The organism is Micromonospora sp. NPDC085948, from assembly GCF_040686315.1.
Classification (GTDB): Bacteria; Actinomycetota; Actinomycetes; order Mycobacteriales; family Micromonosporaceae; genus Micromonospora.
Window position 1 is genome coordinate 90,093 of the sequence record NZ_JBFBJW010000016.1, and the last position, 20,232, is coordinate 110,324.

Sequence of the window (20,232 nt, forward strand, 5' to 3'; positions counted from 1 at the left end):
CGCCGGTCAGGCCACGTCGCGGACCGCGTCGGTGTCGCCGGGGCGTTGCGCCGGCACACCGGGGGTGGCGGCCGCCCGGCGGACGACGCCCCGGTTCAGACCGGCGACCAGCAGCCGGTTGTACGAGCCCGGCAGGACCCGGGCCAGCAGGTCCGGCAGCTTCGCCGACCAGCCGATCAGCACCCGGCCCCGCCGCCGCTCGACGCCGCGCAGGATCACCTCGGCGGCCCGCTCCGGCGCGATGGTGAGCAGCTTCTCGAACTGTGCCCGGCCGGCCGCGTACTCCTCGGGTGAGACGCCGCTGCCGATCCGGGCGTTCGCCGTGATCCGGGTGCGGATCCCGCCGGGGTGCACCGAGGTCACCCCGATGCCGTCGTCGACCAGCTCGTGGCGCAGCGCCTCGGTGAAGCCGCGCACCGCGAACTTGCTCGCCGAGTACGCGGTCTGCCCGGCCGGCGCGATCAGCCCGAACAGGCTGGAGATGTTGACCAGGTGCGCGCCCGGCTCCGCCTTCAGCGTCGGCAGCAGCGCGTGGGTCAGCTGCACCACGGCCCGGAAGTTGACGTCGATCACCCAGTTGAACTCGTCGAACGTCACCTGGTCGAACCGGCCGCCCAGGCCGACGCCGGCATTGTTCACCAACAGGCGTACGCGCGGGTGCCGCCTGCCGATCTCGGCGGCCACCCGGGCGGTGGAGTCCACGTCGGCGAGATCCACCAGGTACGTGTGCGCCTGCCGGTCCGGGTGGTCGGCACGGATCACGGCGGCGACCGCGTCCAGCCGCTCGGCGTCGCGGTCCACCAGGACCAGGTCGGTGCCCCGCTCGGCCAGCGCGTGCGCCAACGCCGCGCCGATGCCGCTGGCCGCCCCGGTGACCACGGCTGTCGCGCCGGTGAAGTCGAATCTCCGCACGGTCGCTGCTCCTCCGCTGACGGTCACCGGCGAGCAGCCGGACGGGTCGGTACGGGACGGTGGGTGGGCGCGGTGGCGCGGGAGAACCGCACCCCCTCGTCGGTGAGCCGACCGTGGCGCATCAGCAGCACGTCGCGGGCGTAGTTCTGGTGCAGCCGCCAGGGTGCGCGCACACCCTGGCGGGGCAGCGCGTCGACACCGCGCAGCACGTAGGAGGAGCGCAGGTCGATCAGCGGCACGCGCCCGTCGTCGGCGGGTGGCAGCGGGGTGACGACCTGCTGGCCGGTGCGGTCCAGGTGGCGCAGCAACCGGCAGACGTACCCGGCGACCAGGTCGGCCTTGAGCGTCCACGACGCGTTGGTGTAGCCGAGGGTCAGCGCGAAGTTCGGCACCCCGGACAGCATCATGCCCTTGTAGGCGACGGTGCCCGGGAGGTTGACCTCGGCGCCGTCCACGCGCAGGGTCAGGCCACCCAGGGCGAGCAGGTTGAGCCCGGTCGCGGTGACCACGATGTCGGCGGGCAACTCCGCACCGGAGGTCAACCGGACACCGTGCGCGGTGAACGTGTCGATGGTGTCGGTCACCACCGACGCCCTGCCCGCACGCACGGCCGTGAACAGGTCACCGTCGGGCGCCACGCAGAGCCGCTGGTCCCACGGGTCGTACCGGGGCGAGAAGTGCCGGTCGACGTCGTAGCCCACCGGCAGCAGGCCGGTCGCGGTCCGCCGCAGCGCCCGCCTCACCAGACCGGGGGCGCGCCGGCTGAGCTGGAAGGTGGCGGTGGACAGCAGCACGTTCTTCCAGCGCACCACCGGGTACGCGACGGTCGCCGGCAGCCGCCGCCGTAGCGCGTCGGCGAACCGGTCGCGCGAGGGCCGGGCCAGGACGTACGTCGGTGAGCGCTGGAGCATGGTCACGTGGGCGGCCCGCTCCGCCAGGGCCGGCACCAGGGTGACCGCGGTCGCGCCGCTGCCGATCACCACCACCCGAGCGCCGGTGTGGTCGAGGTCGTCGGGCCAGTGCTGCGGGTGCACCAGCCGCCCGGCGTACGCGTCGACGCCGGGCAGGGCCGGGGTGTATCCCTCGTCGTAGCGGTAGTAGCCGGTGCAGGCGAACAGGAACGAGCAGGTCAGCACGACGGTTTCGGCGGTGTCGGTGCGGTGCGCGTACACCGTCCAGCGGGCGGCGCCGCTGTCCCACTCGGCGCGCACCACCCGGTGTCGGAAGCGGATGTGCCGCCGCACGTCGTACTCGCGGGCGGTCTCCCGCACGTACTCCCGGATGGTGGCGCCGTCGGCGATGGCCTTCGGGGCGGTCCACGGCTTGAACGAGTAGCCGAGGGTGAACATGTCCGAGTCGGAGCGGATGCCCGGGTAGCGGAACAGGTCCCAGGTGCCGCCGACGGCGTCGCGCGCCTCCAGCACCGCGTACGTCTTGTCGGGGCAGTCCCGGCGCAGGTGGCAGGCGGCGCCGATGCCGGACAGGCCGGCGCCGATGATCAGCACGTCGACGTGGTCGGAGGCCATCGAGTTCCTCCATCCGGGGCGGTGCACGGACACTAACACCGCGCCCGGACGGCCGGAAACCGTCGTGTCAACCCTGGTCGGACGCCTTGCTGAAGATCATGATCCAGTTGGTCTCCCAGGTCTGCTCGCCGTCGACGGAGAACGCCTGCTCCCAACGGGCCGTGGTCGCGCTGATGTCCGACCAGATGAACCGGCACCGCACCGGTCGGCCCTCGTGCTGGTCGTCGGCGTAGAAGTGCCCCACCCCGTCGACGAAGCGGCCCACCATCGGCGGCAACCCCAGCACCCCGTCGACACTGCTCACCCAGTAGATCGACCACTCCTGCCGCGCCGGGTCGAAGACCCGGACGGTGGCGCCCGCGGAACCCTTGGTCGGGAAGGTGATCTCGTCGAAGTGGCCGCCGCCGCCGAAGAAGCCGTGCGCGACGGACACCCCGGGAAACTCCTCCCACTCGTCGGAGCCCACCAGCCGCTTGCGCAGCCGCCGGTTCACCACGTTCCAGGTGCCCACAAAGAAGTCGAAGTCGCCCATCAGTGGCCCACCGGCCCTTCTGCTCGCGTGTCGTTGAGATATCCAGTCAGGTCGGGGGCCTCCGGCGCAAGCACGTGCCGAACCCAGGCGGCCCGCTCGTGTTCCAGCACCGCCAACTCCCACACGCACCCGATCGCGGGTCGGCGGACCGTCACGAAGTGGGTCGGGTCCTCGTCCGGGCAGTCCAGCGCCGGCTGCCCGGCCGCGGCGACCCGGACCTCCACCGCGTTGTCCCACACCCAGGAGTACGCCAGCAGGTAGGCGCCGCTGTCCGCGCCCCGGTGCAGCACCACCCACCCGGCGGCCGGGGTGCCGTCGTCGACGAGGTCGACGAGCAGCAACGGCATCTGCTCGTACGCGGCCTTCTCCACCTCCGGTTCGATCGGCTGCTCCGGCTGGTCGATGTGGTACCGCTTGAACTGTCTGCCGCCCACGGTCACCGGTCCGGGGGTGCGAAGTTCCTTGTCGCGAAATGCCATGCCGGGACGGTAGGTCAGGTCCCCTGACAACTAGTGTCAGTGAAGTGCGGGCTTCTCGACTTCTCTCGTTGCTCCTGCTGCTCCAGCAGCACGGCCGGTTGACCGCCGCACAGCTCGCCGAGCGGCTGACCGTCTCTCCCCGCACGATCTACCGGGACGTGGACTCGCTGCACGCCGCCGGCATCCCGCTCTACGGGGAGGCCGGGCACGCCGGCGGCTACCAACTGGTCGACGGCTGGCGAACCCGGCTGACCGGGCTCACCGCCGGGGAGGCCGACCGGTTGTTCCTGGCCGGGTTGCCCGGTCCGGCCGACGAGCTGGGCTACGGCGACGTGGTGGACGCGCTGCGACTGAAGCTGCACGCCGCGCTTCCCGCTCCCCTGCGCGACCGGGCGACCCAGCTCCAGCAACGCTTCCACCTGGACACCCCCGGCTGGTACGCCGACGGCGACGCCTCCCCCGAGCTGACCCGCACGGCCGAGGCGGTCTGGCAGCAGCACCGCGTCGAGGTGCGCTACCGCGGGTGGAACGGCGAGGTGACCCGGGTGCTGGAGCCGTACGGCCTGGTGCTCAAGGGCGGCCGCTGGTATGTGGTGGCCGACCAGCCCGGCCGAGGCGCTCCGGCGACCTACCGGGTCAACCAGATCCTCGCGCTGACCCCGCTGCCGCAGGAGTTCGTCCGACCGGCCGACTTCGACCTGCCGGCCTGGTGGCAGGCACACGTGGTGCAGTTCCGGGCCCGCCTGCACCGCGACGAGGCCACCGTCCGGCTCTCCCCCGCCGGCCGGCAACGGCTGCGCGAGATCGGCAGCGATCCGGTGGTGACCGCGATGGACGCCAGCGCCCAGCCGCCGGACGCGCGGGGCTGGGTGACCGCGGTGCTGCCGATCGAGTCGCTCACCCACGCCCACGGCGAGTTGCTCCGCCTCGGCGCCGACGTCGAGGTGCTGACCCCGGTCGCGCTGCGCGAACGCCTGGCGGCCACCGCCGCCGGGCTCGCCGCCCTCTACGAGACTCACCGACAGGACGACCCCGCCAACGGCGTGACGTAGGTCGCTCGCGTTGGTCGGTGGCACCGGTCTGGGAGACTCTGGCATCGTGGACGCACTCTCGGTACGGGGACTCAGCCGCAACTTCGGCGACCTGGTCGTGCTCGACGACGTGAGCTTCACGCTCCCGGCGGGCCGGATCGCCGTGGTGCTGGGCCCCAACGGCAGCGGCAAGACCACCCTGCTGCGTTGTGTGGTGGGCGCGGACCGGCCGGACGCGGGCGAGGTGCTGGTGCAGGGCCGCCGGGCCGACGAGACCGATCCGCAGGTGCGGGCGCTGGTGGCGGCCGCCCTGGACGACATCGACTTCTTCCCCGACCTGTCCGTGGTCGAGCATCTGGAGCTGGTCGCGTACGCCCACGGGAGCAACGCCGAGCCGGTCGAGGAGGTCCTGGCCGAGTTGGGTCTGGAGCCGGCCCGCGACCAGCTGCCGGTGACCCTGTCCAGCGGGCAGCGCCGCCGATTGGCGCTGGCGTCCTGTTTCGTCCGGCCACGCCGGGTGCTGATCCTCGACGAGCCGGAGCAGCGCCTCGACGTACGCGGGCGACAGTGGCTCGCCGACCGACTGCTCCGGGAACGGGCAGCGGGCACCGCCGTGCTGCTGGCCTCACACGACCCGGAGCTGATCGACGCGGTGGTCGACGAGCGCATCGAGATCGGCCGGTGAGCGCCCCACCGGCCACCATCGCCGACACGCCGACCGGGGTGCCCACCGCCCGGCAACTGCGTACCCACCTGCGCCGGGCGCGCAGCCGACACCACGATCACTCCTTCGGCGACGTGCTGGGCGACGCGTACGTCATCGTCCTGTTCACCGGCATGTACGGCTGGTTCGCGATCAGCGCCAGCCGCGACCTGCTGGATTCCCCGACCGTGGGGCAGGCGGAGCCGGGGGTGCGCTGGTGGCTGGCGCTCGCCGCGCTGCTGGCCGGCGCCGGCCTGGCCTGGCGTGGCCTGCGCGCGCTCGGCCCGCTGCTGGTCACCCCGGCCACGCAGAGCTGGGCGACGAGCGCGCCGGTCGACCGGCGGGCGTGGCTGGCGCCGCGGTTCGTCCTTCTGCTGGTCGGCGCCGCGGCGGGCACGGCGACGCTCGGGCTGGCCGTGGCGGCGCTCGGCGGGGTCAGCGATCCGGTGGCGCTGGGCTGGGCGGCCGCGGCCGGCGCGGGGTGGGGGGCTGCGGCGCTGGCGCTCAGCGTCGTCGCCCAGAGCAGCCGGGCGGGTCGGCGGTGGCCGGCGGTGGCCGGCGCGGCGCCGATGGTGGCGGCTGCCGTCGTCACCACCGCGGTGGTGCTCCTCGGTCACCTCGGTGACGGGCTGCCCCGGCCGGCGGCGACGCCGACCGTCGCGCTGTTCGCCCTCGCGCTGCCCCTCGCCGGGCTGGGCACGATCCGCGCGGTCCGCGCGCTGCCCCGGGTCGACCGGGCCACGCTGACCACCGGCGCGCAGTTCGCCAACGCCGCCGCCACGGCGACGATCCTGCTCGATCCGAGCCTGCTCACCGGCCTGGTGGAGAGCCGACGGTGGCGTCGGATCGGCCGGGTCCACAGCCGCCGGTTCCTGCCCGGCCCCGGCTGGTGGGCGTTCCTCCAGGCGGACGTGCGCCGGTTGCGCCGCCACCCGAGCGCCCTGCTGATCTGGGCGACGCTGATCGGCGTGCAGTACGCCGCCGCGCTCGCCCTGCCCGGGTTGGCCGGGGCCGCGCAGGTGGTGTTCGCCTACCTCGCCGCCAACCGGTTGACCGGTGGCCTGCGGTCGATCAGCCGGTCACCCGGACTGCGCCGGGCGCTGGGCGGCAGCGACGACCTGCTGCGCGGGGTCCACCTGGTGGTGCCGGCCGTCGGAGCGGGCCTGTGGTGGTTGCTGACCCTGCCGACCGTGGAGCCGGGGCCGTCCTGGCTCGCGCCGACGCTGGCGCTGGGAGTGGTGGCCGCCGCGTTCCGAGCGGGCACCCGCCCGCCGATCAACTACGGTGGCGCGACTGTCAACACGCCGTTCGGCATGATCCCGGTCGACCTGCTGCGGCAGGGCTCACGTGGGCCGGCGCTGCTCGCCGTGCTGGTGCTGGTGCAGCTCTTCCTGGGCTGAGCGATTCCGTTCTCGGCCCGCTCAGCCCGAGCCTGCTGGGCCGTCCAACCAGCGGACCATGGTCAGGAGAGTCTCGATCTGCGATACACGGCCCCGGTCGTCATCCTCTTTCGATCGCTTCGCGTACGGCCGGGGCGATCTCTCTGGCCCAGCGACTGAGGGAGACGATGTCCGGCGTGCCACCGCTCGGTGAGAAGAGCGTGAAGCCGGACGCCCCGTGCTCCAGTACGGCCCCGGTCAGCTCCTCGATCCACTGTCCGACCGAACCACCGGTCCAGCGGCCGTCGCGGTCACGGGTGGCAGCCATCGGCCGGTCGGTGATGCGTCCGGGAAAGTTGAAGACCGTACGGATCTCTCGCGGATGGCGGCCCACGGCCGTTGCCGCTTCGTCGATGACCGGCCGCGACACCCTGTATCGCTCGCTGAGCCAATCCGCAGCGTGGCCAGGGATCCAGCCGTCGGCCACCCGGCCGGTGGCGGCCAGGGATTTCTGGCCGACCGATCCGGTCCAGACGGGGGGCGCGGCCACCGAAGCCGGCTCGATCTGGTTCACCTGGTATTGGCGTCCCCGGTAGGTGACCGGCGGACCGCCGCCGGACAGCATCTTGACCAGGATGATCGCCTCCTCGAAGGCAACGACGGCGTCGGCCGGTGACAGCTTCGGCACTCCCATGTCGGCGATTCGGTCCCACAGCCCGCCCGCTCCCATGCCGAGCACGATCCGGCCGCCGGAGAGCGCCGACAGCGACGTGACCGTCCGCGCCAGCATGGGAGCGGGCCGGGTCGGCAGGTTGGTGACGTTGGCGAAGCCCGAGATGCGCTGCGTGCGGCCGAGGATGAATCCGACGGTGGCGTACGCGTCCAGGCGCCCGCCGAGGTAGGGATGGTCCGACAGCGAGAAGATGTCCAGTCCGTCCTGGTCGGCCTGCTGGGCCATACGCAGCAACTCCGGCCCCTCATCGATGCCGCTGTGCGCGCCAAAGCCGAAGACGACCTCGTGTACCGACAATGCACTGCCTTTCATTCGAGGGGCCGGGGCAGCGAACGGACCGTCGGGAGAGGGCAGCCGCCCGACAGCGCCGGCAATTCAGTTCGCTGCACGAACCATATTGGTTCGCAACACGAACTGCAAGCAGCCTCTCATGAGCACGGGATCCCGGTCTCAGGGCTTGCGAGCGGTGAAGGCTCCGTCGCCCGGCTCCAGAAACACCACCGGAACCTCGTTGTCCAGCACGACGCGGCCGAGCAGACCGGCGAGTGTGGCGCGTTCGGCGGCACCGAGCCCCACCGGCAGGTTGCCGATCCGCCGACAGGTCTCGGCATAGAATTCCTCGGCGAGCCGGTCGCCGTGCGGAGTGAGCGCGACCCGCACCGCACGCGCGTCCTGCGGGTCTGGTTCGCGCCGGACCAGGCCGTTGCGCTCACTGCGGTCCACCAGGCCGGTAAGGCTCGACTTGGCCAGCCTCAGCACCGCACCCAATTCACCCATGCCGTATGGACGCGCCATCAGCACACACAGCAACTGTCCCTGCTGCTGCGTCAGGCCGTACCGCTGGGCCGACTCGGCGTACACGGCATTCACCAAGAACGTGGACCGCACCAGCGCGGCCACAATACCGATCTGGTCATCATCACGCTTGCCCACTCAACCAGGGTACATCAGCGCACCTGATAATTCGGGAGACGAACTGTCGGGCGTTGTGCATCCTCAATCGCCGCTGAACGCGGCCAGGACGCTTGGCGGTGGCCGACCGCGAGGGCGATCTGCGCGATGCCCTCCTCGATCTCGGTCGTCGTACGGGCCGCGTAGCCGAGCACGAGGCCCGGCCGGTAGGGACGCTGGCAGTGCCAGGACAGCGGTTGCACCTTGACCCCCCGCGCCAGCGTCGCCGCCGCCAGGTCGGTGTCGACCACGTCGTCGTCCAGCGTGATCATCAGGTGCAGACCGGCCGCCGCGCCGTGCACCGTCGCCGATGGCAACTCGCGGGCCAGCGCGGCGATCATGGCGTCCCGTCGGCGGATGTGTCGGCGGCGCAACAGCCGCAGATGCCGCTCGAAGGCGCCAGAGGTCAGCAACTCCGCCAACACCAGTTGCGGGAGTACGGCGTTGCCCAGGTCGGCGTTGCGTTTGGCGGTCACCACCGCCGCACGCAGTCGCGGCGGCACGAGCAGCCAACCGACCCGCAGGGCGGGGGCGAGCAGCTTGGAGACGCTGCCGGCATAGCAGACCTGCTCGGGCAGCAGGCCCCGCAGCGCCGGCACCGGTGAACGGTCGTAGCGGTGCTCGGCGTCGTAGTCGTCCTCGATGATCAGACCGCCGGCCCGCGCCCAGGCGACGAGGTGGCGGCGGCGGTCACCGTCGAGCACGACGCCGGTCGGGAACTGGTGTGCGGGGGTGAGCATCACGGCCGGCACACCACTGGCGGCCAACTCGTCGACGCGCAGCCCGGCGTCGTCGACGGTGATCGGCGGGGTGCCCATCCGCCAGTTGTTCAGGTGCTGACGTACGCCGAGCGAACCCGGGTCCTCGACCGCGATCCGGTCGACGCCGGCTGCGGTGAGTGCCTGGGCGAGGAGCCCGAGCGCCTGGGAGACGCCGGCCACGATGATCACCTCGGTGGGGTCGACGCTGATGCCCCGGTTGCGGGCCAACCAGGCGGCGACGGCCTGTCGCAGTGTCGGCGCGCCGCACGGGTCGCCGTAGCCGAGGTCGGACGCGGCGAGGCGACGCAGCACGGTCCGCTCGGCGCGTAGCCAGTCGGTGCGGGGAAAGGCGGCCAGGTCGGGTACGCCGGGCGTCAGGTCGATCGTCGCGCTCGCCGCGCGTACCGCGTCGAAGATGTCGCTGCCCGGCGCCGGCGGGAACAGTGCGGCCGGGGGCGGCACGGCGGCCGGGGCGGTCACCGGCGCGGCGGGCGCGGCGACGACGACCGTGCCGGCCCGGCCCCGGCCGGCCACGTGACCCTCCTCGGTCAACCGCTGGTACGCCTCGGTGACCACACCCCGGGAGACGCCGAGGTCGGCGGCGAGCACCCGGGTCGGGGGCAGCCGCTCACCGGTCGGCACCCGCCCGTCGGCGATGGCCTGACGCAACCGGTTGGTCAACCAGTCGGCCCGGCCGCCCGGCGGCGCGTCGGCGATGGCCAGGTGCAGAAAGTCCGACCCCGCCGTTATGGACCTGTCGGATGCCCTCGGTTTGGCTCTGCTCACCGGACCATCTTGGCAGCAGAGTGGACACGGGGACCCACCCCACCGAACCCATCGGAGGACGACCGTGACCATTGCCTTCCTGGTCACCACGCTGGTCGTGGTGGTCACCCCGGGCACGGGGGTGTTCTTCACCCTCTCCGCCGGGCTGTCCCGGGGCGCCCGAGCCGGCGTGCTGGCCGCGTTCGCCTGCACGCTGGGCACCCTGCCGCACCTGCTGGCGGCGATGACCGGGCTGGCCGCGCTGATGCAGACCAGCGCCGTGGCGTTCGACGTCGTCCGGTACCTCGGCGTCGGGTACCTGCTCTATCTGGCCTGGTCCACCGCACGCGACCGCGACGCCTTCACGGCGACGACCGACGCCGCGCCCCGCTCGGCGACTCGCGTGATCATCTCCGGCGTGGTGGTCAACCTGCTCAACCCGAAGCCGACGCTGTTCTTCGTCGCGTTCCTGCCCCAGTTCGTCGACACCGCCACCGTCGGCTCGACCCAGGCGATGCTCGCCTGCGGCGCGGTGTTCATGCTGTTCACCTTCGTGGTGTTCAGCGGCTACGGCATCTTCGCCGCCCGGGTGCGGGACCGGGTGCTCACCCGCCCCCGCATCACCGACTGGCTGCGCCGATCCGTCGCCGGCACGTTCGTCGCGCTCGGCGTGACCCTCGCCCTCACCCAACGATAGGAGTGCCGTGCGGTTCGAACATTCGGCGCAACTGCGCGCCGCGTACCCCGATCTGGTCGCCGGCGTGGTCCACGCCACCGGCATCACCGCCACGGCCGACGTGGCGCGGCGCACGGCCGGCTACCTGGCCGTCGCCCGCAGTCGGCTGGCCGGCGGACCGGAGAGCGGCTTCCCGGAGATCCAGGCGTGGCGGCGGGCGTACGCGGCGATGGGGTTGCCACCCACCCGCTACCGGTGCGCGGCGGAGGCGCTGCTGCGTCGGCTGCGCCTGGACGGCGAGTTGCCCCGGCTCCACCCGCTTGTCGATCTCTGCAACGCCGTCTCGGCCGCGTACGCCATCCCGATCGCCGCGCTCGACCTGGACCGGATCGACGGTGACCTGGTGGTCCGACCCGCGCACGGCGACGAGGAGTACCAGACCTTCGCCGGCGACACCGAGCATCCCGACCCGGGTGAGGTGACCTTCGTCGACACCGCCGGGCGGGCACACGCCCGGCGCTGGACGAACCGGCAGAGCGGTTGGTCCGCCGTGCGGGCCGACACGTCGTCGGTGCTGATCGTCGCCGAGGCGCTGCACGCCGAGGCCGAACCGACCCTGACCCGCCTGGTCGCCGCGCTGGTCAGCGAGGTGACCGACGGGTGGTCCACGCCGACGGCCAGTGCGGTGCTGACCGCCGCAGCGCCCCGCTTCACCGCCACGCCCTCCGGTGGCGATCTCGGTCAGGCGGTGTCGCCGGGGACGAGGTGACGGTAGCCGGAGATCGTCTCGCCGAACCAGCCGGCGACGCTGGCCAGGCCGCGCTCGTTGAGCTGCGCGTCGTGGATCGGGTACGCGGCGGCGGCGCCCACCGCGCCGGCGAACCGGATCGCCTCGTCGAGGCGCAACCAGGACCCCTGGGCCGGGACGAGCAGGGTGCGCACCGGCTCGTCGGGCACGTGCAGCGCGTCGCCGGGATGGTAGAGCCCGTCGCCGATCAGGTAGCCGAGGTTGGGGCAGTCCGGTTGACCCCCGTGGATGGCGGCGTGCCGGCCACCGTGGGCGCTGACCTCGATGCCGGCCGCCGTGAAGCGTTGCCCGGCGCGGACCCGGGTCACCGACAGCGGGACGAGATCCGGCAGTCGGGCGCCCTCCGGGGCGTACACGGGGACGCCCAGGCCGGCCAGGCGCAGCACGTCCACGTGGTCGGTGTGTTCGTGGGTGACCAGGACGGCGTCCGCGCCGACCAGGGCGCGCGGCTCACTCCACGTCCCCGGGTCGACGACGAGCACCCCACCCTCGTGTTCCACGCGTACGCACGAGTGGGTGAATCGCGTGATCCGCACCCCGGCGACGGTACGCGGTCGGCAGACAGGTCACGGTCCCCGTGGTGGTTGGGTCGGCCCTGCCGGGGTAGTGCGGCAGCATGCCGCAGCGATACGAGAACTACCCGAGGATCGCCGTCGTCACCGGCGCGGACTCCGGCATCGGCAAGGCCTGCGCGGTCGCGCTGGCCAAGGCCGGCTTCGAGATCGGCATCACCTGGTACGGCGATCCCGACGGCGCGCAGCGGACGGCCACCGAGGTCCGCGCGACGGGTCGGCGCTGCGAGGTCGCCGAGGTGGACCTGACCCGACTGCCGGATGCGGCGGGGGTGGTGGACGAGTTGGCCGATCGGCTGGGCGGCATCGGGGTACTGGTCAACAACGCCGGCACCGGGGCCTCGACGCCGTTCGTCGACACCGGGTGGGAGCAGTGGCGCGAGGTGCTCGCCGTCGACCTGGACGCGCCCTTCCTGTGCGCCCAGCGGGCCGCACGACGGATGCGGGCCACCGGCGCGGGCGGGCGGATCATCAACATCACCAGCGTGCACGAGCACGCGCCCCGGGTGGGCTCCGCCGCGTACTGCGCCGCGAAGGGCGGGCTCGGGCTGCTGACCCGGGTGATGGCCCAGGAGTTGGCCGCCGACGGGATCACCGTCAACGCCGTCGCCCCGGGCGAGATCGCCACGCCGATGACCGGTCAGGAGGACGTCGACCCGTACACCCAGGAACGGCCCGGTGTGCCGCTGGGGCGGCCCGGCGACGCCCGGGAGGTGGCCGCCGTGGTCGCGTTGCTCGCCTCCCCCGACGCCGGCTACGTCACCGGCGCGTCCTGGCCGGTCGACGGGGGCATGTTGCTGATGGGCCCCCAGGCGGCGGCGTTGCCGAACGACGACTGGCGGTCGGTCTGACCACCGCGGGCGTCGTCAACGCATCGGCGCGGCCGACGCCCGGACGATGTACGCGAACTGCACACCGAACGCCACCACCGCGACCAGCACCCCGACCAGGACCGTCACCTCTCCCCCGGCCCCGACGGTCGTGGTTGCCAACGCGATGCCGAGCCCGCCCAGCACGGCGTTGACCGCGCCCACGAGTGCGGCGGTGGTCAGCAGGAACTCCCACCGCCCCGGTCGCGTGCCGACCAGGTTCCAGGCTGTGCTCATGGCATCGTCGGCCACCACCGCGTCGGCGAAGAAGTCGTGCTCCCCGGCGAGCTTGTGCTGGTAGTAGGCCCGGATGCGTTGGATCCGCCGCAGGTCCAGCGAGTTCTCCACGGTGGTCTCCACCAGCCGCAGGAACGTCAGCACCCCGATGATGACCAGGGTCGGCAGCACCGCGGCCAGGTACGGCCGGACCAGCTTGTCGTTGCTGGCCACGAAGCCGAGGCCGATCAGCGCCGCCGACAGGACGGACAGGAAGATGGTGGCGCGGCCGGTGGCCTCGGCGATGGTGCCGGCGCGGGACGTCTGCAACGCGTAGTGCTCGGTGGTCAGGACGGTGAGAAGCGCCTGCTCGCGTTCACTCTCGTCCACCCGCCACCCTCCGTGGTCGCACGACTCCGTTACCGTCACCCTATGAGCGGCGAGCCGGGTCCGAGCGGCGAACCGACCGCTCGGCGAACGGGCCAGCGCCCAGCACAGCGGGCACGTATCCTCCGAATTCCGGTGATCAGCAAGCGGTAGTGGGGCCGACCGACGGCGGAAGGGGACCGGATGCCCGAGTGGGCTGGTCGGGGCGGGCGGCAACGACGCGCCTTCGTCGTCGGTGGGGCACTGCTCGGTGTCGCCGTCGTCATGCTGGTGGGCGCCTGGCGCAGCACCGGCTTCCTGAGCGACCTGCTGCTCAACCTCGGTGCCAGCGTCGTACTCGCGGCCATCTCGTACGTCATCTTCGACCCGCTGTTCGAGGAGGCCCGCAAGGCGCGGGTGCAGGAGCACCTGAGCTTCGACCAGCAGGCGTTCGTGGCCCGGCTGCACCGCTCCGGCCGCCGGGTGCGCATCCTCGACACCTGGACGATCCTGCTGGAACAGCGGCACCGCGAGGAGACGCTGAGCGCGATCCGGGCGGCGCTCGCCAACGGCGCCCAGGTGCAGTTGCTCCTGCTCGACCCGGACTGCACCGCGGCGCAGCAACGCTCCGAGGAGTTGGAGCGGCAGCGGGTGGACGTACCCCGGCAGATCCGCACCAACCTGCGCCACCTGGCCGTCTTCACCGACGCCCTCGACGCCCGGCTACGGCAGCGCCTACAGGTCCGGCTCTACGACGCGTCCCCGTCGATCCAGCTCTACCAGTGGGACGGGCGGGCGTTGATCTCGTTCTTCCCGATCGGGAAGCTGTCGTTCAACGTCCCCCAGCTCGAGGTGGACATGGACAGCCCGTGGGGCGGGTTCGTGCACGCCCGCTTCGAGGAGTTGTGGGAGCACGAACAGGCCACCCTCAACCTGGAGCGGTACTGGTCGGTCATGGTCACCCTGCTGCACGACGACTCGGACGTGGCCGAGGTACGCGTGCCGTACGTGACGGTGGACGGGCAGCACTACGTCGACTGCCGTGGGTTCCGGGTGACCGGGCAGCTGACCGCGCGCGCCATGCTGCCGCCCCGCGCACCCGGGGCATCCCCCGCGATGTTCGCGCTGGCGGAGCCCGCCGACGGGGACCGCACACCTGCCGACAGCGTGAAACGGCACTTCGACCAGAAGTACGGGCACGACGACGGGGATCGGGCGATCTACCGGTTGGTGCCGCCACCGGGTGCCTCCCGTCCCCCGGCGCCCCGCGCGGCGGCGGCCGGCGACACCCACGGACGGTGACCCCGGCCCGACCGGTTCGCTCGGCGCGCGAAATAATGGTGGTCCCGCCCCGAACGCCCGGAGGACCCGCCACGTGTCCAGCACCGCACCGCCGACCGGGTCGGCGCAGCTTCGCGCCGACTGCGGACGCTGCTTCGGCCTGTGCTGCGTGGTGCCCGCGTTCGCCCGGTCGACGGACTTCGCCATCGACAAACCGGCCGGGCGGGCCTGCCCCAACCTGGGTCCGGACCACCGCTGCGGCATCCACACCGAGCTGCGGCAACGCGGGTTTCCCGGCTGCACCGTGTTCGACTGTTTCGGAGCCGGGCAGCAGGTCGCCCAGGTCACCTTCGGCGGGCGGGACTGGCGGGACGCGCCGGAGACGCTGCCGGCGATGGCGGAGGCGTTCGCCGTGCTGCGCCCCCTGCACGAACTGCTCTGGTACGTCACCGAGGCGCTGGCGCTGCACCCGCCGGCCGACCTGCGCGACGAGCTGACCCGCGCCCGCGCCGAGACGACAGCGCTCACCGAGGGTGACCCCACACACCTGCGGACGGTGGACGTCGCCGCGCACCGGGACCGGGTCAACCCGCTGCTGTCCCGGGCCAGCGACGCGGCCCGCTCCCCCGGGGGCGCGGACCACCGGGGAGCGCACCTGCCCGGCGTCGACCTGCGCCGGGCCGACCTGCGCCGGGCCAACCTGCGCGGTGCGCTGCTGATCGGCGCCGACCTGCGCGGCGTCGACCTGGGTCTGGCCGACGTCACCGGCGCGGACCTGCGCGGGGCCGACCTGCGCGGCGCCGACCTGCGGAGCACCCTCTTCCTGCACCAGTCCCATCTCGACGCCGCCCGCGGCGACGTCCGCACCGGCCTGCCGGCGACCCGCACCCGACCGGCGCACTGGACGGCGCTGCCGCTCACCCCGGTCCGCCGGCCGTCCCCGTCCACCTCCTCCGCCGGCCGCCGCCGACGGCGCTGACCGCGAGGTTTCGGCCCGGACGACGCCGGGTAGCCAGCGCCGACGCGGACCGGCATCGACGGGGGGCACGGCGTGGGCTACCGAAAGCGCGACGGTGAGTTGCCGGGCGACCCGCAGCACAGCGAGGACGAGGCCGGCCAGGTGCCGCTGGTGCAGGTCGAGGCGGACACCGAGGTGCCCGCGCCGGTCGACACCGACGTCCGACCGGACATCGTGACCGAGCCCGACAACTCAGGTGTCGCCGGTGGCTCGTCCGGCAGCAGCGGCGGCGGATCGAGCATGCCCGGGCACCCCGACGCGACCCGCTGACCCCGCCTCAGCGACTGGTCAGCGCGGCCCGCGCCTCGGTCATACCCTTGTTGGCCAGCCCGTCGGCCCGCTCGTTCTCCGGGTGACCGTTGTGCCCCTTCACCCACAGCCAGGTGACCTCGTGCCGTTCACAGGCCGCCTCCAGCCGCTGCCACAGGTCGGCGTTCTTCACCGGCTGCTTCGCCGCCGTCCGCCAACCGTTGCGCTTCCAGGACGCCAGCCAACTGGTGATGCCGTTGCGCACGTACGTGCTGTCGGTGTGCAGTTCGACGGTGACCGGCCGGTTCAGGCTCTCCAGCGCCTGGATGGCCGCCATCAGCTCCATCCGGTTGTTGGTGGTCGGCGTGGCCTCGCCCCCGCACAGCTCCCGCTCGTGGTCGCCGTAGCGCAACAGGGCGCCCCAACCGCCCGGCCCGGGGTTGCCACTGCACGCCCCGTCGGTCCAGATCTGCACGCCCCTGCCGGCCGCCGCGTCCACCATGCCCGGCAACCTACCGGCAGCGCACGTCGTCCTCCCCGCTCGGGGGGCCGGCGCGCCGCGCCGTCGGCGCCGGACCCACCACCGCGGGTGGGACGGCCGGCGCGGGCCGGGTCGGGCGCAGCCGGTCGCGGACGCGGTGCGCCGCGTCGCCGGCGGTGGCGGCGATCATCGGCAGCAGCCGGGTCGAGTTCATGATCGCGACCTCCTCGGCCGGGGTGGTGACCCCGTCGAGGAAGCGCAGCACCCGCTCGGCCGGGTTGCGGTCGAAGAGCCGGTCGAAGAAGTCCGGGCCACCGACCCCGCCCCGGTCCAGCGCCCGCAGGGCCACCGCGTCCATCCACCGGTGCCGACGCGGGTACGCCGCCCGCGGCACCGGCGCCCGTCCCGCCGCGAGGGCGCGGGCCACCTGGTCGGCCTGGCGGTACATGGCGGAGAAGGTGAAGCCGGTGGAGGGTCGGGTCGCGCCGCCGGCCGTGCCGAGCCGGACCACCCGGGGTGAGGGCCGGGCCGGAAACGGCGCGTCGGTCATCGGGATCACACCGTTCTCCACCTCGCGCACCCGCAGTCCGGCCGGGTCGAGGCCGAGCAGGTCCCGGTAGCCGGCCAGCGCCGCGTCGTACCCGGCGTCGGTGAGCAGGTCGGGGGAGAACTCGGTGTACTCGACCAGGGCGTACCTGTCGCTCACCGGCAGCACGTACCCGAACGAGACGCCCCGGGGCGGCTGCGGGGTGCGGAAGTCCATCAACACCGCGCGCGCCGGGTCGAAGACGGGCCGCTCGGCCTCCAACCACCAGCCGCGGAAGTGCTGCAACCAGGTGGTCCGCCCCGCTCGCGCCGGCGGGCGGGGACGGGAGTCGAGCACCCAACCGGCCCGTACGGTCCGCCCGTCACCGGTGCGCACCAGCACCCGCGAACCGTCGTCGGTCACCGTCTCGGCGGGCGCGACGATCCGGGTGGCGTCCAGCCGGCTTTCGGCCGCGGCAGCCCGGTCGTAGACCGGGCCGGAGCGGAGCATGGCGTACCGCAGCGGGGTCAGGTCCAGGACGCGGCGGCGGGCCGTCGTGGCCACCTCGACCTGCTGCCAGCTCGCGCTGAGCAGCGGGTCCAGGTCGGTGCCGGGGTGGCCCCAGAACGCCCAGGTGCGGTCCTGACCGCGCCGGCGGACCGGGTCGACGACGGCGATGCGCAGCCCCCGGACGCCGTGCCGGTCCAGTGCGGCGAGCAGCAACGACGCCGCGCCACCACCGCCGAGCAGCGCGAGGTCGACGTCGAGCGGCGCGGAATCGGTCACCCGCACCACGCTGCCACACCGTCGCCCACCACCACCGATGGGGCGTATCGGCGCTCAGGCCACCGGGGCGGGCGACTCGATCGGGGGCGGGTCGGCGTAGGCGCGTGCGACCGTCGCGCGGTTGAAGACCCGCCAGGTGGCGGCGGCGACGCCGACGGCCACCAAATTGACAGGCAACTCCCCGGTTGCCTACCGTGACAGGCAACCGATTGGTTGCCTGTCACGGGGGAGGTCCATGGACGACGCGTTCCGGGCGCTGGCCGATCCCAGCCGGCGTCGGCTGCTCGACCGGCTCAACGACCGCAATGGCCAGACCCTGCGGGAACTCTGTGCCGGGCTGGCGACGAGTCGACAGGCGGTCAGCAAGCACCTTGCGGTGCTGGAGTCGGCCCACCTCGTCACGAGCATTCGGCGCGGGCGGGAGAAGGTGCACTACCTGAACGCCGCCCCGATCAACGCCATCGCCGACAGATGGCTCAGCCGATACGACCGCGAGCGAGCCGCCGCGCTCGCCGACCTGAGCACCGCATTGGAGCGACAGCCCATGGAGAGTCCCGCGTTCGTCTACACCACCTACGTCAGGACCACCCCGCAGCGGCTCTGGGCCGCGCTCACCGAACCGGCCTTCACCCGCCGCTACTGGGGCGGGGTCGCCCTGGCGTCCGACTGGCAGGTCGGGTCTCCGGTGCTGTGGCAGGACGCGCCGGACGGCCAGCCGCGCGACCTCGGCCAGCGGGTGCTCGTCGCCGAGCCGTACCGTCGCCTGTCGTACAGCTGGCACGGCTTCCAACCCGAGCACGCCGAGCACTTCGGCTGGTCCGCCGAGGAGCTGGCCGCCCGGCTCGGCGAGCGCCGGTCGACGGTGACCTTCGAGATCGAGCCGCACAGCGGGTCGACCGTCCGGCTGACCGTCATCCATGACGGCTTCTCCCCGGACAGCGAGATGCACCGGGCGATCAGCGGCCAGCTCGACGGCAGCGGAGGCTGGCCGGAGTTGCTGGCCAGCCTCAAAACCCTGCTGGAGACTGGCGAGCCGATGCCCGACCCGTCCCAGGCCCACTGACCCTGACCCACCGGCCAGGGGGTGCATTTCCGCCGTGGCCGGAAATACCTCGCCATCGGCCCAGCGACGACAGCCCGGCCGCAGCGGACATCGATCGGAGCACCGGTGCCGGTCGGCCCGTCCGGGCCTTTGCGCAGCTCTCCCCGCCTTCGGGTGGACACGTGACGGCAACGAAGAATTCTCATTTTCACCTGATCGTGGGGCCAACCCACCTAGTGTTGGGCACACCGGTGCTAGTCGGAGTTGGCCACCCGAACGACGTCCCACGCAGTCAGCGGACGAAAAGTGAGGGAAGACGCGTATGAAGGTCTCAACAGCACTCTGCTCGGCGGCGCTCGGCGTGGGCCTCGGCACGCTCCTGCTGCCAGGCGCCGCACTGGCCGACACCACGGTGTCACCGGCCACCACCCCGGTCGGTGGGACCGTCGTGCTCACCGCGACGACCTGCAACCCGAAGTCGGGTGACGCCCTCTTCCGGGTGACCGGCCCCAACCGCGACCAGAACGTCCGATCCACCACTGCCGCCGCCGGCGGCGGACTGAGCGCCGAACTCTTCACCGCCGGATTCACCCTGGGTACCTACACGGTGGCGGCGACCTGCGGCGACGGCAGCTCGGCCGGCACCACGACGTTCACCGTCACCCCGATCGGCGGCGCACCGGCCGGTTCCGGTGGTGACAGCCGCGACACCGGCGCTCTGGCCGCTGGTGGCACCCTGCTCGGCACCGCCCTGGCTGGCGCGGTGGTCCTGATCCGCCGGCGACGTCCGGTGTCCACTGTCGCCTGATCGGCGACTGCTCCATCCCTGAGGACGGGTGCCCGCACCGGTGACACCGGCGCGGGCACCCCGACGATGCCCTACGGAGGTGTGCCCACGTGTGGTGGCGGCGGACCCTACCGGCCGTGGTGGCCCTGCTCGGCGTGACCGGGCTCGGGCTGATCACCGTCGGCCTCACCGCCGACCCGACGCGGCCACCACGACCGCCGGTCGACGCGCCGAGGCGCACCCACCCCGCACCCGACCTGGCGCCGCTGCCCCGCGCCGCGCCGGTCCGGGTGCGGATCCCCACCATCGACGTACGCGCCGAGGTCGTCCCGGTCGGCGCGGACGCCGCCGGGGTGCTGGAGGTGCCACCACTGGACCGGCCCACCCTCGCCGGCTGGTACCGGCACGGGGTCAGCCCCGGCGAGACCGGCAACGCCGTCCTGGTGGGACACGTCGACTCCCCCGCCGGACCGGCGGTCTTCTTCGACCTCGGTCGGCTGCGCAGCGGCGCGCAGATCGAGATCACCCGTGCCGACGCGCGGGTCGCCACGTTCACCGTGGACGACGTCCGCGCGTACCCGAAGGAGCACTTTCCCACCACGCTCGTCTACGGCCCGGCGGACGCCGCCGGACTCCGCCTGATCACCTGCGGCGGCCGGTTCGACGCCACGACCGGCAACTATGTCGACAACGTCGTCGTCTTCGCCACCCGCACCGCCTGAGCACGGCCGCCCGCCTGTCGGACGCCGGACCCCGCTCGGCAGAATGCGGTGGCACCATCCC

Annotated in this window: 24 protein-coding genes; 12 read left to right on the forward strand and 12 right to left on the reverse strand. The window is 73.0% G+C overall.

Translation table 11 applies throughout. The annotated features are described in order from the left end of the window. Positions 1 to 6: 6 nt before the first annotated feature. The 4 genes from AB0O48_RS29725 to AB0O48_RS29740 all read right to left on the reverse strand — a co-directional run bounded on the left by AB0O48_RS29725 (position 7) and on the right by AB0O48_RS29740 (position 3,449). Positions 7 to 912 (reverse strand): SDR family NAD(P)-dependent oxidoreductase, encoded by a 906-nt coding sequence (locus AB0O48_RS29725; RefSeq protein ID WP_357239240.1) that lies wholly within the window; start codon positions 910 to 912, stop codon positions 7 to 9. Positions 913 to 935: 23 nt separating this feature from the next. Continuing rightward, positions 936 to 2,438: an NAD(P)/FAD-dependent oxidoreductase gene (locus AB0O48_RS29730; RefSeq protein WP_357239243.1), complete on the reverse strand. Its 1,503-nt coding sequence runs from the start codon at positions 2,436 to 2,438 to the stop codon at positions 936 to 938. A 67-nt stretch (positions 2,439 to 2,505) separates the two neighbouring features. After that, on the reverse strand, positions 2,506 to 2,970 hold the full coding sequence (locus AB0O48_RS29735) for a hypothetical protein (RefSeq protein ID WP_357239246.1): 465 nt from the start codon (positions 2,968 to 2,970) through the stop codon (positions 2,506 to 2,508). Continuing rightward, positions 2,970 to 3,449: a hypothetical protein gene (locus AB0O48_RS29740; RefSeq protein WP_357239249.1), complete on the reverse strand. Its 480-nt coding sequence runs from the start codon at positions 3,447 to 3,449 to the stop codon at positions 2,970 to 2,972. The genes AB0O48_RS29735 and AB0O48_RS29740 overlap by 1 nt, the downstream gene beginning before the upstream one ends. Before the next feature lie 44 nt (positions 3,450 to 3,493). Between AB0O48_RS29740 and AB0O48_RS29745 the strand changes: the two genes are divergently transcribed. The 3 genes from AB0O48_RS29745 to AB0O48_RS29755 are packed head-to-tail and all read left to right on the forward strand — an operon-like array spanning position 3,494 to position 6,583. Continuing rightward, on the forward strand, positions 3,494 to 4,501 hold the full coding sequence (locus AB0O48_RS29745) for a WYL domain-containing protein (RefSeq protein WP_357239252.1): 1,008 nt from the start codon (positions 3,494 to 3,496) through the stop codon (positions 4,499 to 4,501). A 46-nt stretch (positions 4,502 to 4,547) separates the two neighbouring features. After that, positions 4,548 to 5,165 carry an ABC transporter ATP-binding protein gene (locus tag AB0O48_RS29750; RefSeq protein WP_357239255.1) on the forward strand — a complete coding sequence of 206 codons (618 nt, stop codon included), beginning with the start codon at positions 4,548 to 4,550 and terminating at the stop codon, positions 5,163 to 5,165. Beyond that, positions 5,162 to 6,583: a DUF6297 family protein gene (locus AB0O48_RS29755; protein WP_357239258.1), complete on the forward strand. Its 1,422-nt coding sequence runs from the start codon at positions 5,162 to 5,164 to the stop codon at positions 6,581 to 6,583. Before AB0O48_RS29750 ends, AB0O48_RS29755 begins: the two co-directional genes overlap by 4 nt. 100 nt (positions 6,584 to 6,683) lie before the next feature. On the opposite strand, the gene AB0O48_RS29760 is transcribed toward AB0O48_RS29755, so the two are convergent. The 3 genes from AB0O48_RS29760 to AB0O48_RS29770 form a co-directional block, all read right to left on the reverse strand. Next, entirely contained in the window at positions 6,684 to 7,592 is a 909-nt protein-coding gene (locus tag AB0O48_RS29760; protein ID WP_365069310.1) for an LLM class flavin-dependent oxidoreductase, read from the reverse strand. A 153-nt stretch (positions 7,593 to 7,745) separates the two neighbouring features. Then, on the reverse strand, positions 7,746 to 8,228 hold the full coding sequence (locus AB0O48_RS29765) for a MarR family transcriptional regulator (RefSeq protein WP_357239264.1): 483 nt from the start codon (positions 8,226 to 8,228) through the stop codon (positions 7,746 to 7,748). 14 nt (positions 8,229 to 8,242) lie between these two features. Then, positions 8,243 to 9,793 (reverse strand): PLP-dependent aminotransferase family protein, encoded by a 1,551-nt coding sequence (locus AB0O48_RS29770; RefSeq protein WP_357239267.1) that lies wholly within the window; start codon positions 9,791 to 9,793, stop codon positions 8,243 to 8,245. A 64-nt stretch (positions 9,794 to 9,857) separates the two neighbouring features. Here AB0O48_RS29770 and AB0O48_RS29775 point away from each other — a divergent pair, with 64 nt between their 5' ends. After that, entirely contained in the window at positions 9,858 to 10,469 is a 612-nt protein-coding gene (locus AB0O48_RS29775) for a LysE family translocator (protein WP_357572671.1), read from the forward strand. Between the two features lie 7 nt (positions 10,470 to 10,476). Beyond that, positions 10,477 to 11,217, forward strand: a complete 741-nt coding sequence (locus AB0O48_RS29780; protein WP_357572672.1) for a phenylalanine--tRNA ligase beta subunit-related protein — start codon at positions 10,477 to 10,479, stop codon at positions 11,215 to 11,217. Here AB0O48_RS29780 and AB0O48_RS29785 read toward each other — a convergent pair. Continuing rightward, positions 11,190 to 11,792 (reverse strand): MBL fold metallo-hydrolase, encoded by a 603-nt coding sequence (locus AB0O48_RS29785; protein WP_357572673.1) that lies wholly within the window; start codon positions 11,790 to 11,792, stop codon positions 11,190 to 11,192. The genes AB0O48_RS29780 and AB0O48_RS29785 overlap by 28 nt on opposite strands. Positions 11,793 to 11,872: 80 nt before the next feature. Between AB0O48_RS29785 and AB0O48_RS29790 the strand changes: the two genes are divergently transcribed. Further along, positions 11,873 to 12,679, forward strand: a complete 807-nt coding sequence (locus AB0O48_RS29790) for an SDR family oxidoreductase (RefSeq protein WP_357239280.1) — start codon at positions 11,873 to 11,875, stop codon at positions 12,677 to 12,679. A 15-nt stretch (positions 12,680 to 12,694) separates the two neighbouring features. On the opposite strand, the gene AB0O48_RS29795 is transcribed toward AB0O48_RS29790, so the two are convergent. Next, positions 12,695 to 13,303 (reverse strand): hypothetical protein, encoded by a 609-nt coding sequence (locus AB0O48_RS29795; RefSeq protein ID WP_357572674.1) that lies wholly within the window; start codon positions 13,301 to 13,303, stop codon positions 12,695 to 12,697. A 180-nt stretch (positions 13,304 to 13,483) separates the two neighbouring features. Between AB0O48_RS29795 and AB0O48_RS29800 the strand changes: the two genes are divergently transcribed. The 3 genes from AB0O48_RS29800 (at position 13,484) to AB0O48_RS29810 (ending at position 15,848) form a co-directional block, all read left to right on the forward strand. Further along, positions 13,484 to 14,581, forward strand: a complete 1,098-nt coding sequence (locus AB0O48_RS29800; RefSeq protein WP_357572675.1) for a DUF5919 domain-containing protein — start codon at positions 13,484 to 13,486, stop codon at positions 14,579 to 14,581. Positions 14,582 to 14,654: 73 nt separating this feature from the next. Next, positions 14,655 to 15,539 carry a pentapeptide repeat-containing protein gene (locus tag AB0O48_RS29805; RefSeq protein WP_365069311.1) on the forward strand — a complete coding sequence of 295 codons (885 nt, stop codon included), beginning with the start codon at positions 14,655 to 14,657 and terminating at the stop codon, positions 15,537 to 15,539. 72 nt (positions 15,540 to 15,611) lie between these two features. Continuing rightward, entirely contained in the window at positions 15,612 to 15,848 is a 237-nt protein-coding gene (locus AB0O48_RS29810; protein ID WP_357239292.1) for a preprotein translocase YidC, read from the forward strand. Positions 15,849 to 15,855: 7 nt separating this feature from the next. On the opposite strand, the gene rnhA is transcribed toward AB0O48_RS29810, so the two are convergent. The 3 genes from rnhA to AB0O48_RS29825 are packed head-to-tail and all read right to left on the reverse strand — an operon-like array spanning position 15,856 to position 17,797. Then, entirely contained in the window at positions 15,856 to 16,329 is a 474-nt protein-coding gene (gene rnhA, locus AB0O48_RS29815) for a ribonuclease HI (RefSeq protein WP_030491933.1), read from the reverse strand. A gap of 10 nt (positions 16,330 to 16,339) precedes the next feature. Then, a complete protein-coding gene (locus AB0O48_RS29820) occupies positions 16,340 to 17,620 on the reverse strand; it encodes a lycopene cyclase family protein (protein ID WP_357239296.1) in 1,281 nt (426 codons plus the stop codon). Between the two features lie 54 nt (positions 17,621 to 17,674). After that, entirely contained in the window at positions 17,675 to 17,797 is a 123-nt protein-coding gene (locus AB0O48_RS29825; protein ID WP_365069312.1) for a hypothetical protein, read from the reverse strand. A gap of 58 nt (positions 17,798 to 17,855) precedes the next feature. Between AB0O48_RS29825 and AB0O48_RS29830 the strand changes: the two genes are divergently transcribed. The 3 genes from AB0O48_RS29830 to AB0O48_RS29840 all read left to right on the forward strand — a co-directional run bounded on the left by AB0O48_RS29830 (position 17,856) and on the right by AB0O48_RS29840 (position 20,171). Further along, on the forward strand, positions 17,856 to 18,683 hold the full coding sequence (locus AB0O48_RS29830) for a metalloregulator ArsR/SmtB family transcription factor (RefSeq protein ID WP_365069313.1): 828 nt from the start codon (positions 17,856 to 17,858) through the stop codon (positions 18,681 to 18,683). Between the two features lie 301 nt (positions 18,684 to 18,984). Next, on the forward strand, positions 18,985 to 19,470 hold the full coding sequence (locus AB0O48_RS29835; protein WP_357239305.1) for a hypothetical protein: 486 nt from the start codon (positions 18,985 to 18,987) through the stop codon (positions 19,468 to 19,470). A 116-nt stretch (positions 19,471 to 19,586) separates the two neighbouring features. Next, positions 19,587 to 20,171, forward strand: coding sequence for a class F sortase (locus AB0O48_RS29840; protein ID WP_357239308.1), 585 nt, complete (start codon positions 19,587 to 19,589; stop codon positions 20,169 to 20,171). The last annotated feature ends 61 nt before the right edge of the window (positions 20,172 to 20,232 follow it).

What these genes read in the sequence shown, in the direction of transcription:
- AB0O48_RS29735 (WP_357239246.1), bottom strand. Translation starts at nt 2,970, where the DNA reads ATGGGCGACTTCGACTTCTTTGTGGGCACCTGGAACGTGGTGAACCGG.
- AB0O48_RS29730 (WP_357239243.1), bottom strand. Translation starts at nt 2,438, where the DNA reads ATGGCCTCCGACCACGTCGACGTGCTGATCATCGGCGCCGGCCTGTCC.
- rnhA (WP_030491933.1), bottom strand. Translation starts at nt 16,329, where the DNA reads ATGGTGGACGCGGCGGCCGGCAGGGGCGTGCAGATCTGGACCGACGGG.
- AB0O48_RS29790 (WP_357239280.1), top strand. Translation starts at nt 11,873, where the DNA reads ATGCCGCAGCGATACGAGAACTACCCGAGGATCGCCGTCGTCACCGGC.
- AB0O48_RS29740 (WP_357239249.1), bottom strand. Translation starts at nt 3,449, where the DNA reads ATGGCATTTCGCGACAAGGAACTTCGCACCCCCGGACCGGTGACCGTG.
- AB0O48_RS29835 (WP_357239305.1), top strand. Translation starts at nt 18,985, where the DNA reads ATGAAGGTCTCAACAGCACTCTGCTCGGCGGCGCTCGGCGTGGGCCTC.
- AB0O48_RS29800 (WP_357572675.1), top strand. Translation starts at nt 13,484, where the DNA reads ATGCCCGAGTGGGCTGGTCGGGGCGGGCGGCAACGACGCGCCTTCGTC.
- AB0O48_RS29830 (WP_365069313.1), top strand. Translation starts at nt 17,856, where the DNA reads ATGGACGACGCGTTCCGGGCGCTGGCCGATCCCAGCCGGCGTCGGCTG.